The organism is Streptomyces sp. NPDC044002, from assembly GCF_056434525.1.
This window is the reverse complement of sequence record NZ_JBWKEZ010000022.1, coordinates 95,394-109,676: the sequence shown is the minus strand read 5'-3', so window position 1 is coordinate 109,676 and position 14,283 is coordinate 95,394. Positions and strand designations below refer to the sequence as shown.

The 14,283-nt window shown below is 70.7% G+C and carries 12 protein-coding genes, 1 rRNA gene and 1 riboswitch; of the genes, 12 read left to right on the top strand and 1 reads right to left on the bottom strand.

Annotation, left to right across the window (positions count from 1 at the left end; all coding sequences use genetic code 11):
• Positions 1–137 precede the first annotated feature (137 nt).
• The 11 genes from rrf (at position 138) to AC07A6_RS18690 (ending at position 10,540) form a co-directional block, all read left to right on the top strand.
• Positions 138–254: ribosomal RNA gene (gene rrf / locus AC07A6_RS18740) — 5S ribosomal RNA — on the top strand.
• A 138-nt stretch (positions 255–392) separates the two neighbouring features.
• Positions 393–980 carry a cardiolipin synthase ClsA gene (clsA, locus tag AC07A6_RS18735; protein ID WP_362473508.1) on the top strand — a complete coding sequence of 196 codons (588 nt, stop codon included), beginning with the start codon at positions 393–395 and terminating at the stop codon, positions 978–980.
• Positions 981–1,081: 101 nt separating this feature from the next.
• Positions 1,082–3,580, top strand: coding sequence for a mannose-1-phosphate guanyltransferase (locus AC07A6_RS18730; protein ID WP_362473505.1), 2,499 nt, complete (start codon positions 1,082–1,084; stop codon positions 3,578–3,580).
• Between the two features lie 85 nt (positions 3,581–3,665).
• On the top strand, positions 3,666–4,571 hold the full coding sequence (locus tag AC07A6_RS18725; RefSeq protein ID WP_362473502.1) for a DUF881 domain-containing protein: 906 nt from the start codon (positions 3,666–3,668) through the stop codon (positions 4,569–4,571).
• Positions 4,568–4,900, top strand: a complete 333-nt coding sequence (locus tag AC07A6_RS18720; RefSeq protein ID WP_007262894.1) for a small basic family protein — start codon at positions 4,568–4,570, stop codon at positions 4,898–4,900. The genes AC07A6_RS18725 and AC07A6_RS18720 overlap by 4 nt, the downstream gene beginning before the upstream one ends.
• A 5-nt stretch (positions 4,901–4,905) precedes the next feature.
• Entirely contained in the window at positions 4,906–5,781 is an 876-nt protein-coding gene (locus tag AC07A6_RS18715) for a DUF881 domain-containing protein (protein WP_478777763.1), read from the top strand.
• A gap of 130 nt (positions 5,782–5,911) precedes the next feature.
• On the top strand, positions 5,912–6,805 hold the full coding sequence (locus tag AC07A6_RS18710; protein WP_427716735.1) for an FHA domain-containing protein: 894 nt from the start codon (positions 5,912–5,914) through the stop codon (positions 6,803–6,805).
• A 70-nt stretch (positions 6,806–6,875) separates the two neighbouring features.
• Positions 6,876–7,640, top strand: a complete 765-nt coding sequence (gene ftsR / locus AC07A6_RS18705; RefSeq protein ID WP_478777762.1) for a transcriptional regulator FtsR — start codon at positions 6,876–6,878, stop codon at positions 7,638–7,640.
• 63 nt (positions 7,641–7,703) lie between these two features.
• Positions 7,704–8,177: a bifunctional nuclease family protein gene (locus tag AC07A6_RS18700; RefSeq protein ID WP_007262890.1), complete on the top strand. Its 474-nt coding sequence runs from the start codon at positions 7,704–7,706 to the stop codon at positions 8,175–8,177.
• A gap of 184 nt (positions 8,178–8,361) precedes the next feature.
• Positions 8,362–9,000, top strand: coding sequence for a MerR family transcriptional regulator (locus AC07A6_RS18695; protein ID WP_362473489.1), 639 nt, complete (start codon positions 8,362–8,364; stop codon positions 8,998–9,000).
• A gap of 145 nt (positions 9,001–9,145) precedes the next feature.
• Positions 9,146–10,540 carry a DNA polymerase IV gene (locus tag AC07A6_RS18690; protein ID WP_478777761.1) on the top strand — a complete coding sequence of 465 codons (1,395 nt, stop codon included), beginning with the start codon at positions 9,146–9,148 and terminating at the stop codon, positions 10,538–10,540.
• On the opposite strand, the gene AC07A6_RS18685 is transcribed toward AC07A6_RS18690, so the two are convergent.
• Positions 10,537–10,893, bottom strand: a complete 357-nt coding sequence (locus AC07A6_RS18685; RefSeq protein ID WP_362473483.1) for a PRC-barrel domain-containing protein — start codon at positions 10,891–10,893, stop codon at positions 10,537–10,539. The genes AC07A6_RS18690 and AC07A6_RS18685 overlap by 4 nt on opposite strands.
• 123 nt (positions 10,894–11,016) lie before the next feature.
• A riboswitch (glycine riboswitch) is annotated at positions 11,017–11,115 on the top strand.
• Positions 11,116–11,312: 197 nt separating this feature from the next.
• Between AC07A6_RS18685 and gcvP the strand changes: the two genes are divergently transcribed.
• Positions 11,313–14,198, top strand: coding sequence for an aminomethyl-transferring glycine dehydrogenase (gcvP, locus tag AC07A6_RS18680; RefSeq protein WP_478777760.1), 2,886 nt, complete (start codon positions 11,313–11,315; stop codon positions 14,196–14,198).
• Positions 14,199–14,283 lie beyond the last annotated feature (85 nt).

Genomic DNA, 14,283 nt, shown 5'->3' with positions numbered 1-14,283 from the left:
CAGATGTGGAAGCCCGGTAACGGGTGGAGCTGACTGGTACTAATAGGCCGAGGGCTTGTCCTCAGTTGCTCGCGTCCACTGTGTTAGTTCTGAAGTAACGAACTCGCCTTGCCGGCTTGAGTTCAACTTCATAGTGTTTCGGTGGTCATAGCGTTAGGGAAACGCCCGGTTACATTCCGAACCCGGAAGCTAAGCCTTTCAGCGCCGATGGTACTGCAGGGGGGACCCTGTGGGAGAGTAGGACGCCGCCGAACAATCATTGTGGGAAAGCCCCGCACCTTCTGGTGCGGGGCTTTTCTGCGTTCGGGGTCCGGCCGGCCTCCGCCGGGACTCCTGTAGGGTCAGGGAGCATCGTTTCGACCATTTCTAGCGTCACAGTGGGAGGCCCCCGGGTGGAGGTCCAGGAGACTCGGGTTCAGACCGACCGAATTTTTACCATTCCGAACATCCTGAGCATGGCTCGGCTCGTCGGCGTACCGCTGTTCCTCTGGCTCATCCTGGAGGGGCACGACGGATGGGCGCTGGCCGTCCTGATGCTCAGCGGGATCAGTGACTACCTCGACGGAAAACTCGCGCGCCGCTGGAATCAGATCAGCAAACTGGGCCGCCTGCTCGACCCCGCCGCGGACCGCCTCTACGTCCTGACGACGCTCTTCGGTCTCACCTGGCGGGAGATTCTTCCGCTGTGGCTCACCGCGGCCCTCCTCGCCCGTGAGGCAATGCTGCTGGTCATGGTGTGGATCCTGCGCCGGCACGGCTATCCGCCCCCGCAGGTCAACTTCCTCGGCAAGGCCGCGACCTTCAACCTCATGTACGCGTTCCCGCTCCTGCTGCTGAGTGACGGGGACGGCTGGTTGGCCTGGATGGCGTCCGTTTTCGGATGGGCGTTCGCGGGATGGGGTACAACGCTCTATTGGTGGGCAGGAATCCTTTACGTGGTGCAAGTCCGCCGCCTGGTCAGGGCTGCCACGGCCGATTGAGCTCGCTCGGCGCCGGTGCTGACGCGGAGGAGTTGCGGAGTATCCGTCCGGGACGGGTGAGGTCGGCTGGACCGTCATCTCTCTAGGAGGACTCTTCCGACATGAAGGCCGTCGTGATGGCCGGTGGCGAAGGTACGCGGCTTCGCCCCATGACCTCAAGCATGCCCAAGCCGCTCCTGCCTGTGGCCAACCGGCCGATCATGGAGCACGTGCTGAGGCTGCTCAAGCGCCATGGGCTCAGCGAGACCGTGGTCACGGTGCAGTTCCTGGCCTCACTGGTCAAGAACTACTTCGGTGACGGCGAGGAGCTCGGGATGGAGCTCACCTACGCCAACGAGGAGAAGCCTCTCGGGACCGCCGGCAGCGTGAAGAACGCCGAGGAGGCCCTGAAGGACGACACGTTCCTCGTCATCTCCGGTGACGCGCTGACCGACTTCGACCTCACCGACCTCATCAATTTCCACAAGGAGAAGGGTGCACTGGTCACGGTGTGCCTGACCCGGGTGCCGAACCCGCTGGAATTCGGCATCACCATCGTGGACGAGGAGGGGAAGGTCGAGCGCTTCCTCGAGAAGCCGACCTGGGGGCAGGTGTTCTCGGACACCATCAACACCGGCATCTACGTGATGGAGCCGGAGATCTTCGACTACGTCGACCCTGACGTCTCGGTCGACTGGTCCGGTGACGTCTTTCCGCAGCTGATGAAGGAAGGCCGGCCGATCTTCGGCTACGTGGCCGAGGGCTACTGGGAGGACGTGGGCACGCACGAGAGCTACGTCAAGGCGCAGGCCGACGTGCTGGAGGGCAAGGTCCAGGTCGACATGGACGGCTTCGAGATCTCGCCCGGGGTCTGGATCGCCGAAGGTGCCGAGGTCAGCCCGGACGCGGTGCTGCGCGGGCCGCTGTACGTCGGGGACTACGCCAAGGTCGAGGCCGGCGTGGAACTGCGCGAGCACACGGTCGTCGGGTCGAACGTGGTCGTCAAGAGCGGGGCCTTCCTCCACAAGGCCGTCGTCCACGACAACGTCTACATCGGCCCCCACAGCAACCTGCGCGGCTGCGTCATCGGCAAGAACACCGACATCATGCGGGCCGCCCGGATCGAGGACGGGGCCGTCATCGGCGACGAGTGCCTCGTGGGTGAGGAATCGATTGTCCAGGGGAACGTGCGCGTTTACCCCTTCAAGACGATCGAGGCCGGCGCCTTCGTCAACACCTCGGTCATCTGGGAGTCCCGCGGCCAGGCACACCTTTTCGGCGCCCGGGGCGTCTCCGGCATCCTGAACGTGGAGATCACCCCCGAGCTGGTGGTCAAGCTGGCCGGTGCCTACGCGACGATGCTGAAGAAGGGCGCGATCGTCACCACGGCCCGCGACCACTCCCGCGGTGCCCGTGCCCTCAAGCGCGCGGTGATCTCGGCGCTCCAGGCCAGCGCCATCGACGTGCGCGACCTGGAGAACGTACCGCTGCCGGTGGCTCGTCAGCAGACGGCCCGCGGTGCCGCGGGCGGGATCATGATCAGAACCTCGCCCGGGGTGCCCGACTCGGTGGACATCATGTTCCTCGACGAGCGGGGAGCCGACCTGTCGCAGGCGCAGCAGCGTAAGCTGGACCGGGTGTACGCACGCCAGGAGTACCGGCGCGCCTTCCCCGGCGAGATCGGCGACCTGCAGTTCCCGTCGAGCGTGTTCGACTCGTACACGGGCTCGCTGCTCCGGCGGGTGGACACCACCGGCATCGCCGATGCCGGGCTCAAGGTGGTCGTGGACGCCTCCAACGGCAGCGCCGGACTCGTCCTGCCTAGCCTCCTCGGCCGGCTCGGCGTCGACGCGCTGACGATCAACCCCGGTCTGGACGAGTCCCGGCCGACGGAGACCCGGGAGACGCGGCGGGCCGGGCTGGTGCGGCTCGGGGAGATCGTGGCGTCGGCCCGGGCGGCGTTCGGCGTGCGGTTCGACCCGGTGGGCGAGCGGATCTCCCTCGTGGACGAGCGGGGCCGGATCATCGAGGACGACCGGGCGCTGCTCGTGCTCCTCGACCTCGTCGCCGCCGAGAAGCGCAGCGGCAAGGTGGCCCTGCCGGTGACCACGACGCGCGTCGCCGAGCAGGTGGCGGCGTACCACGGGACCCAGGTGGAGTGGACGACGACCTCGCCCGACGACCTGACCCGGGTCGGCCGCGAGGAGACCACGATCTTCGGCGGGGACGGTCGGGGCGGGTTCATCGTCCCCGAGTTCAGCAGCGTCTTCGACGGGTCGGCGGCCTTCGTCCAGCTGATCGGGCTGGTGGCGCGGACCCAGCTCACTCTGAGCCAGATCGACGCCCGCATCCCGCGCGCGCATGTGCTCAAGCGGGACGTGCCCACGCCGTGGGCGGCGAAGGGGCTCGTCATGCGGCGGGTCGTGGAGGCGGCCGGCGACCGGCAGGTGGACACCACCGACGGGGTGCGCGTGGTCGAGGCCGACGGGCGGTGGGCGCTGGTCCTGCCGGACCCGGCGGAGGCCGTCACCCATCTGTGGGCCGAAGGCCCCGACGACGCCTCCGCGCAGGCGCTCCTCGACGAGTGGGGCGCGGTCGTGGACGGCGCCGGACAGCACTGACCTTCCGGCGGGCCGGGTGCGGGGAGTGACCCGGCCCGGCCCGCCGGACGGACGCATTGGGTGTTGGCGGCGGCGACATGCAACGATGTGCGGCATGTCGCAGCCGCCCAACAACCGGAGTTCGGCCACACCGCCCGCGCGCCCGGACGCGTCCATGTCGCTGCTGACCCACGTGATGGACCACAGCCTCGACGAGGGCTATGCGGAAGCCTCGGCCCGGCGCGAGGCGGACGGCACGGCGGGGCTGCCCCGTACCCTCAAGGCCAAGCTGGCGCTCGCCGCGGGTCTCGTGCTCGCCGCGATGGTGGTCACGCTCGGTGCCGCGCAGGCACGCGTGGCGGCACCGGTACTGGCCAAGGAGCGCCAGGAGCTGATCGACCGGGTGCAGCGGGCGGACGACCACGCCGAGGCCCTGGAGCGGGAGACCGAGCGGCTGCGGACCGAGGTCGCCGACCGGCAGCGCGCCGCGCTGAAACAGCAGGTCGGGGAGCGGGGCCGGCTGGTGGAACTGCTGGCGGGTGCAACCGAGGTGCACGGTCCCGGCGTCAAGCTGGTGGTGGACGATGCCAAGGGTGCCTCGTCGGGCGGCGGTGGCGGTCCGCGCGAGAGCGCCGGGTTCTCGAACACCGGCCGGGTCCGCGACCGGGACATGCAGCGGATCGTCAACGGACTCTGGCAGGCGGGCGCCGAGGCCGTCTCGATCAACGGTCAGCGGCTGACGGCGCTGTCGGCGATCAGGGCCGCGGGTGACGCGATACTGGTCGACAACAAGCCGCTGGTGCCGCCCTACGAGGTCCTCGCGGTGGGCGACAAGAAGCGGCTCGGGACCACGTTCCAGGACTCCGTGGACGGTCAGTACCTGCACGTCCTCCAGGAGAGCTACGGGATCCGCTACAGCCTGACCCCGATGGACGAGGTACGGCTGCCCGCGGCGTCGAGCCTGACCGTCCGCACAGCCACAGCAGCAGAGCCGAAGAAGGGTGCATCGTGATCGCGGTACTGGGCCTCTTGGCCGGAGTGGTGGTCGGGCTTCTGGTCCGGCCCGAGGTGCCGGCCGTGGTGGAGCCTTATCTGCCGATCGCCGTGGTCGCCGCGCTCGACGCGGTGTTCGGCGGTCTGCGCGCGATGCTGGACGGGATCTTCGTCGACAAGGTCTTCGTGGTGTCGTTCCTGTCGAACGTGGTCGTCGCCGCGCTGATCGTCTTCCTCGGCGACAAGCTGGGCGTCGGCTCGCAGCTGTCGACGGGTGTGGTCGTCGTCCTCGGCATCCGGATCTTCTCCAACGCCGCGGCCATCCGCCGGCACGTCTTCCGGGCGTGACGCCGATGAGCACGGAGAACACCCCGCCGGAGGAGCCGGACGTCCCCGGCCCGTCGAAGCCGCAGCCGCAGCCGCAGCCGCAGCCGTCGGCGCAGCAGCCGCAGCCGTCGGTGCAGCCCGCGCCCGCGGCGCAGCCCGGGTCCCAGGAGCCGCCGCAGGAGACCGGGCGGCAGCGCCTGGCCGCCGGGCTGTGGCCGCCCAGGTTCAGCCGGGCCCAACTGATCGTCGCGCTGCTGCTGTTCGTCCTGGGTCTCGGGCTGGCGATCCAGGTCCGGTCCAACAGCGACTCCAGCGCCCCGCTGCGCGGTGCCCGGCAGGAGGACCTCGTACGGATCCTCGACGAGCTGGACGGGCGCACCCAGCGGCTGGAGGACGAGAAGCAGCGGCTGGACGACCAGCGCAAGGAGCTGCAGAGCAGTTCCAACCAGGCGGAAGAGGCCCGCCGTCAGACGGTTGAGAAGGAGCGCCAACTGGGCATCCTGGCCGGTACGGTGGCCGCACAGGGCCCGGGGATCACGTTGCGGATCACCGACACCAAGGGCCAGGTGAGGTCCGACCAGTTGCTGGACACCCTCCAGGAGCTGCGGGCGGCCGGGGCGGAGGCGATCCAGATCAACGGCGTGCGCGTCGTGGCCGGCTCGTACTTCTCCGACGAGGGAGGCGGGGTCGGGATCGACGGTAAGAAGATCACACAGCCCTATGAGTTCAAGGTGATCGGCAAACCGCAGGATCTGGAGCCCGCGCTGAACATCCCGGGAGGTGTGGTGCAGACGATGGAGAAGGAACAGGCCACGGTCGCCGTCACACGGTCGGCGAAGATCGTTGTGGATGCCTTGCGGGCTGCGAAGCAGCCTGACTACGCTCGGTCGTCATCGCCGTGATGCGTAGCGGAATGTGGACAGGCTCACGCGGGCCGACGCCTGCGGGGGGTCGACGCACGGAAGTCGCCGTGCGTGGTGGAAACTGTCTGGTGGTTACGGACGTTGTCAGAATGTCCGGGTCGGCAGGTGTGTGCATGCAGAGTTCGTCCTGCCCCACGGGCGGGTCTGTTTCGGTCAAGGGGAATCGCCCGTGAAGTTGTTTGAGAAGTTGTTCGGCAAGAAGAAGAACGAGGAAAGCGGTGCGGCGCGGCACCGCGCGGGGCAGCCGGAAGGGGAAGGGCAGGGCGACAGGCCGCTCTTCCGCGACGAGGTGGCCGGCCCGGGTGACAATGCGGGCGGGCGCGGCGCGTCGTCCGTTGACCCGGCTGGTTCCGGACGCATAGGTTTCGGTGAACCATCAACCTCTAGTGCGGGTGGAGGGTTTGCCTCTGACCCCTATGCCACCAGTGCCTCCGCGGGGCAGCCGCGGCGCGAGGAGCCGTCCATGTCGGCCGAGCAGACGTGCGGCCGGTGCGGTCACCGCAGCGACGCCGCGAGCCGTTTCTGCTCCAACTGCGGGGCGCCGCTGCGGCCGGGCCTGACGCCGGAGCGCGCTTCGGAGACCACGTCCACGATCTCGATCTCGGGCCTGGAGGCCTACGAGGCCGAGGGGTCGGGCCAGCACGCGCCGTCCTCGCTCTCTCCCGAGGCCCAGGCCGCGGTGGAGGCGCTGCCGCCCGGTTCCGCCCTGCTGATTGTGCGGCGCGGCCCCAACTCGGGCAGCCGGTTCCTGCTGGACGGCGAACTGACGACTGCGGGCCGGCACCCGCAGAGCGACATCTTCCTGGACGACATCACCGTGTCCCGCCTGCATGTCGAATTCCGCCGGAGCCCGGAGGGCGGCTTCACCGTCGCCGACGTGGGCAGCCTCAACGGCACGTACGTGAACCGCGAGCCGATCGAGTCCGTCGCCCTGCACAACGGTGACGAGGTGCAGATCGGCAAGTACCGGCTGGTCTTCTACGCGAGCCTGCGGGGCGTCTGACCCCCTCGGACACCGTCCGGGGGGAACCCCACCCCCGGACACCCTCCGGGGGGACCCCAGGGAAGGTTCCATGCTGCGTACCCCGACGGGCGGTGCCCCCAAGAACGGCACCGCCGGCTCGGCCGGGCAGCTGGTCAGCATCGGCACGGTGCTGACCACGCTGCGGGACGAGTTCCCCGAAGTCACGATCTCGAAGATCCGCTTCCTGGAGGCGGAGGGCCTGGTCGAACCCCGGCGCACGCCTTCCGGATACCGCAAGTTCAGCACGGAGGACGTGGAACGCCTCGCGCGCATCCTGCGCCTCCAGCGTGACCACTACCTCCCGCTGAAGGTCATCCGGGAGCAGCTGGACGCGCTCGACCGGGGTGAGCAGATCCGGATCCCCGGGCCTGCCGTGCACGGGGAGTCCGTGGACGGCGCACAGTCCTCCGCCGGGTACGCGGAGGCGGCCGACGAGCCGCCGGCGGCGGCCCGGGTGGGGCGGGCCGAGCTGATCGCGGCCGCCGAGGCGGACGAGGCGCAGCTCGTCGAGTGGGAGTCGTACGGGCTCGTCTCGGAGGCGCCGGGCGGCGGGTTCGACGCCGGGACGCTCGTCGTGGCCCGGCTGATCGCGGATCTCGGCCGGTTCGGCCTGGAACCGCGCCACCTGCGCGGCATGAAGGCGGCGGCGGACCGGGAGGCCGGTCTGGTGGAACAGCTCGTAGCCCCGCTGCGCAGGCACCGCAATCCGCAGACCAGGGCGCACGCGGAAGCAACGATGAGGGAACTCGCGGGGCTCTCCGTCAGGCTCCACGAGGCCTTGGTGCAGACGGCTCTCGGGCTCCGTCCGCACTGAGCGGACGGGTCCCGGTGGGGCCCCGACTACCCAAACCTGCCGGGCAGGTCCTAGGGTTGCTGTGTGAACGAGCTCGACGTTGTGGGTGTCCGGGTGGAAATGCCCTCCAACCAACCGATCGTGCTCCTGCGTGAAGTGGGAGGCGACCGGTACCTCCCCATCTGGATCGGTCCTGGGGAGGCGACCGCCATTGCCTTCGCGCAGCAGGGCATGGCCCCTGCCCGGCCGCTGACGCACGACCTCTTCAAGGACGTGCTGGAGGCGGTCGGTGAGGAGCTCACCGAGGTCCGGATCACGGATCTGCGGGAGGGCGTCTTCTACGCGGAGCTGGTCTTCGCCAGCGGGGTCGAGGTGAGCGCGCGGCCGTCCGACGCCATAGCGCTCGCCCTGCGCACGGGAACGCCGATCTACGGCAGTGACGGCGTGCTGGACGACGCCGGAATCGCCATTCCCGACGAGCAGGAGGACGAGGTGGAGAAGTTCCGCGAGTTCCTCGACCAGATCTCTCCCGAGGACTTCGGCACGGGCCCCCAGTAGCCGCGCCGGCGGCCGTGCCGTCCACCGGGAACTGTCAGCCCATTCGAGTAGCCTTTCCCCGCAACGGGGTACGGGAAACCACTCTCAGGGTGATTATCACTCGGCGTGCCGAGTGTGGCGATCGTTGACGCACCCCTGGTCACTGCCTACCTTCAAGGTGGCAGGTCAAGGACGGAGGGTCGGCGTGAGGATCACGGGCGACGGTACGACCGGGGGCACCCCCGCGCGGAGCGACGGTGGACCGTACCCGGTGCACGGCGGCGCGGCGGGTTCCGCGCACCGTCAGCCGGCGGCCCCGCCGGTCGGACCGGTGAGCGAAGGCCCGGCGTCCGAGCAGGTCGGCTACCGCGGACCGACGGCGTGCGCCGCCGCGGGCATCACGTACCGGCAGCTCGACTACTGGGCGCGCACCGGACTCGTGGAGCCGAGCGTGCGGCCCGCGTACGGGTCGGGCACCCAGCGGCTGTACAGCTTCCGCGACGTGGTCGTCCTGAAGATCGTCAAGCGCTTCCTGGACACCGGGGTGGCGCTGCAGAACATCCGCACCGCCGTGCAGCACCTGCGGGACCGGGGCTTCTCCGACCTGGAGCGCATGACGCTGATGAGCGACGGCGCGACCGTGTACGAGTGCACCTCGCCGGACCAGGTCGTGAGCCTGCTCCAGGGCGGACAGGGCGTCTTCGGCATCGCGGTGGGCGTCGTCTGGCGCGACGTCGAGAACGCGCTGTCGCAGCTGCACGGGGAGCGCGTGGACACCGGGGAGACCCTGGTCGGCCACAACCCGGCCGACGAGCTCGCGGCCCGCAGGAACCGGGCCGTCTGAACCCGGGCGGCCGAACCCGGGCGGCCGATCCGGCCAGCAGACCCGGCCGTCCGGGCCCCGCCGTGCGGGCCGCCGGCCGCGCCCCGCGGCGGGGCCCGGGCCGGTGATCACCGCGTTGTCAGTGGGGTAGGGCAGCATCGGTGCCGTGAGATCCGCCCCGACCATCCTCCACCTGGACATGGACGCCTTCTACGCCTCCGTGGAGCAGGCGTCGAAGCCCAGCCTGCGCGGGAAGGCCGTGATCGTCGGAGGGCTCGGGCCGCGCGGGGTCGTCGCCACCGCCTCCTACGAGGCCCGGCGGTTCGGGGTGCATTCGGCGATGCCCACCGCGCAGGCCCGCCGCCTCTGCCCGAACGGCGCCTACCTGATCCCGCGCTTCACCCTGTACCGCGAGGTCAGCGAGCTGGTCATGGGCCTGCTGCGGGAGCTGTCGCCGCTGGTGGAGCCGCTCAGCCTGGACGAGGCCTTCGTGGACCTGGAGGCGGGCGGAGCGGCCTTCGACGCGGCGGGCGCCCGCGCCACGGGGGAGCGGCTGAGGGCCGGCATCACGGCCCTCACCGGCCTCAGCGGCTCGGTGGGGCTGGCCGGGTCCAAGATGCTGGCCAAGATCGCCTCCGAGGAGGCCAAGCCCGACGGGCTGCTGCTGATCGAACCGGGCACCGAGCGCGAGCTCCTCGCGCCCATGTCGGTGCGCACCCTCCCCGGGGTGGGGCCGGCCACCGGGGAGCACCTGCGCCGGGCCGGGATCACCACCGTGGGGGAGCTGGCCGAGGCGGGCGAGGACGAGCTGGTGCGGATGGTGGGCCGGGCGCACGGCGTCGGCCTGTACCGGATGGCCCTGGGGCTCGACGACCGGCCGGTGGTCGCCGAGCGGGACGCGAAGTCCGTCTCCGTGGAGGACACCTTCGACGTGGACCTGCACGACCGGGTGCGGATCCGGTACGAGGTGCAGCGGCTCGCCGACCGCTGCGTGGGCCGGCTGCGCGCCTCGGGCCACTCGGGGCGGACCATCGTCCTCAAGGTGCGCCGGTACGACTTCTCGACCCTGACCCGCTCCGAGACGCTGCGGGGCCCCACCGACGACCCGGCGGTGGTGAGGGAGGCGGCCGCGCGGCTGCTGGAGGGCGTGGACACCACCGGCGGGGTGCGGCTGCTGGGGGTGGGGGTGACGGGGCTCGCCGACTACACCCAGGAGGACCTCTTCGCCCAGGCGCAGGCCGCCGCAGAGGGGGAGGCGGCGGAGCCGCAGGGCCCCGGGGAGGACGCCGCCGGGGCCGCCCCGGAAGGCGGGCCCCCGGAGGCGCCCGCGGCGGCCCTGGAGGGCACCGGGGCCGTTCCCGTGCGGCACTGGGCGGCGGGCAGCGACGTCCACCACGCGGTGTTCGGGCCGGGGTGGGTGCAGGGCAGCGGGGTCGGGCGGGTGACCGTACGGTTCGAGCGGCCCGGATCGCCCCCGGGCCGGGTCCGCACGTTCCTGCTGGACGACCCGGAACTGGAGCCGTCCGACCCGCTGCCCCTGGTGGGCAGGGACACGCCCTAAGGGGTGTCCTGGGGGTGGGGGCGCTGGAAGTCGGAGGGGAGGGCCACGTCCAGGCCGTAGTGGTGGTAGAGCTGGAGCTCCTGTTCGGGGGAGAGGTGGCGGCCGACCCCGAAGTCGGGGGCGTCCTTGATCAGGGAGCGTTCGAAGGGCACGCGCAGGGCGTCGTCCACCACTTCGCTGGGTTCCAGGGGGACGAAGGCGTCGCGGCCGAAGAGGCCCGTCCGGACGGCGGCCCACTCCGGGACGCCCGTGGCGTCGTCGAGGTAGACCTCGTCCACGGTGCCGATCTTGGCGCCGTTGCGGTCGAACGCCTTGCGGCCGATCAGGCTGCGGGGATCGATGTCGGTCTGCACGGTCCCTCCGTACGGTCGCAGTGATGCACAGCTCATCCGTAATGACTACAGAAGTGCATATTTCGAGAGGGGGCCACTCGAGGGAGGGTCGAGAACGTCGCTGGTAGGCTGGGTGACGGCTGTTGACCCTGTGCGGGAGAGTCCTCCGAGTGAGTACGACGGAGGCGCCGAAGGAGCAAATCCTCCCCGGAATCTCTCAGGCATACGTACCGCACGTGACGAGGCCACTCTGGAAAGCAGGGGCAGGTCCCGGGACCGCAGTACCGGTACTTTCCCCTCACCGACGGTGAAAGCCGGAGCTCTCGGGAGAACCCCGCGACTCCGGTGAAGCTCTCAGGTTGAGATGACAGAGGGGGAGGCCGTCCGGGTGCCCGCGCCGTGGTGCCCCTCGCAGGTCATACGACCAGGAGGCCTCCGTTATGACCGCCAACCGCATTCCGCTCTCCCAGCTCGAGCGGGGCATCCCCTTCGAGCAGCGCCACATCGGCCCGGACGCCGAAGCGCAGGCCAAGATGCTCGCCCAGGTGGGCTACGGCTCCCTCGACGAGCTGACCGCCGCCGCGGTACCGGATGTGATCAAGACCGCCGGGGCGCTGAACCTGCCCGAGGCGCGCACCGAAGCCGAGGTGCTGGCCGAGCTCCGCTCGCTCGCCGACCGCAACCAGGTGCTCTCCTCCATGATCGGTCTCGGCTACTACGGGACCTTCACCCCGCCGGTGATCCTGCGCAACGTCATGGAGAACCCGGCCTGGTACACGGCCTACACCCCGTACCAGCCGGAGATCTCGCAGGGCCGCCTGGAGGCGCTGCTCAACTTCCAGACCCTCGTCGCCGACCTGACCGGTCTGCCGACGTCCGGCGCCTCCCTGCTGGACGAGGGCACCGCGGCGGCCGAGGCCATGTCGCTGGCCCGCCGCGTGGGCAAGGTCAAGGGCGGGGTCTTCCTCGTCGACGCCGACGCGCTGCCGCAGACCATCGCCGTGATCGAGACCCGCGCCGAGCCCACGGGCGTCGAGGTCGTCGTCGCGGACCTCTCCGAGGGCATCCCGGCCGAGATCGCCGAGCGCGGTGTCTTCGGCGTGCTGCTCCAGTACCCGGGCGCCTCCGGCGCGGTCCGCGAGATCAAGCCGGTCATCGACCAGGCGCACGAGCTCGGCGCGATCGTCACCGTCTCCGCCGACCTGCTCGCCCTGACCCTGCTGACCTCCCCGGGCGAGCTGGGCGCGGACATCGCCGTCGGCACCACCCAGCGCTTCGGCGTCCCGATGGGCTTCGGCGGCCCGCACGCCGGCTACATGGCCGTCCAGGCCAAGCACGCCCGCTCGCTGCCCGGCCGCCTCGTCGGCGTCTCCGTGGACGCGGACGGCAACAAGGCGTACCGCCTGGCCCTGCAGACCCGTGAGCAGCACATCCGCCGCGAGAAGGCCACCAGCAACATCTGCACCGCGCAGGTGCTGCTCGCCGTCATGGCCGGCATGTACGCCGTCTACCACGGCCCGGACGGCCTGAAGTCGATCGCCGCCCGCACCCACCGCTACGCCGCCATCCTCGCCGCGGGCCTGACGGCCGGCGGGGTCGAGGTGGCGCACGGCTCCTTCTTCGACACCGTCACCGCCAAGGTGCCCGGCAAGGCCGCCGAGGTCGTCGCCGCCGCCCGCGAGGGCGGGGTCAACCTGTACCGGGCCGACGCCGACCACGTGTCGATCTCCTGCGACGAGACCACCACCCGCGCCGACCTCGAAGCGGTCTGGGCCGCCTTCGGCGTCACCGCCGACGTCGAGGCCCTGGACGCGGTCACCGCCGACACGCTGCCCGAGGGCCTGCTGCGCTCGGACGCGTACCTGGCCCACCCGGTCTTCCACCAGCACCGCTCCGAGACCGCGATGCTGCGCTACCTGCGCAAGCTCTCGGACAAGGACTACGCGCTGGACCGCGGCATGATCCCGCTGGGCTCCTGCACCATGAAGCTCAACGCGACCACCGAGATGGAGCCGGTGACCTGGCCCGAGTTCGGCCAGCTGCACCCGTTCGCCCCGGTCGAGCAGGCCGAGGGGTACCTCACGCTCATCAACGAGCTGGAGGAACGTCTCTGCGAGGTGACCGGCTACGACAAGGTCTCCATCCAGCCGAACGCCGGCTCCCAGGGCGAGCTCGCCGGCCTGCTGGCCGTCCGCGCCTACCACCGCGCGAACGGCGACGAGCAGCGCACCATCTGTCTCATCCCGTCCTCCGCGCACGGCACCAACGCCGCCAGCGCCGTGATGGCCGGCATGAAGGTCGTCGTCGTCAAGACCGCCGACGACGGCGAGGTGGACGCGGACGACCTGCGCGCCAAGATCGAGCAGTACCGGGACGAGCTCTCCGTCCTCATGATCACCTACCCGTCGACGCACGGTGTGTTCGAGGAGCACGTCGCCGACATCTGCGCCCAGGTGCACGAGGCCGGCGGCCAGGTGTACGTGGACGGCGCCAACCTGAACGCCCTGGTGGGTCTGGCCAAGCCGGGCCACTTCGGCGGCGACGTCTCGCACCTGAACCTGCACAAGACCTTCTGCATCCCGCACGGCGGCGGCGGTCCGGGCGTCGGCCCGGTCGGCGTCCGGGCGCACCTGGCCCCGTACCTGCCGAACCACCCGCTGCAGCCGACCGCCGGCCCCGAGACGGGCGTCGGCCCGATCTCCGCCGCGCCGTGGGGTTCGGCGGGCATCCTGCCGATCTCCTGGTCGTACGTCCGCCTGATGGGTGGCGAGGGTCTCAAGCGCGCCACCCAGGTGGCGGTGCTCGGCGCCAACTACATCGCCAAGCGCCTGGAGCCGCACTACCCGGTCCTCTACACCGGCCCGGGCGACCTGGTCGCGCACGAGTGCATCATCGACCTGCGCCCGCTGTCGAAGGAGACGGGCGTGAGCGTGGACGACATCGCCAAGCGCCTGATCGACTACGGCTTCCACGCGCCCACGATGTCCTTCCCGGTGGCCGGCACGCTGATGATCGAGCCGACCGAGTCCGAGGACCTCGTCGAGATCGACCGCTTCTGCGACGCGATGATCGCCATCCGCGCCGAGATCGAGCGGGTCGCCGGCGGCGAGTGGCCGGTGGACGACAACCCGCTCGCCAACGCCCCGCACACCGCCGCGGCGCTGGGCGGCGAGTGGAACCACCCGTACAGCCGTGACGAGGCCGTCTTCCCGGGCGGGGTCTCGGCCGCCGAGAAGTACTGGCCGCCGGTGCGCCGGATCGACGGCGCCTTCGGCGACCGGAACCTGGTCTGCTCCTGCCCGCCGCTGGACGAGTACGACAACTGAGCCGGTCCGGGGGGGGGGGGGGGGGGGGGGGGGGGGGGGGGGGGGGGGGGGGGGGGGGGGGGGGGGGGGGGGGGGAGGAGGGAGG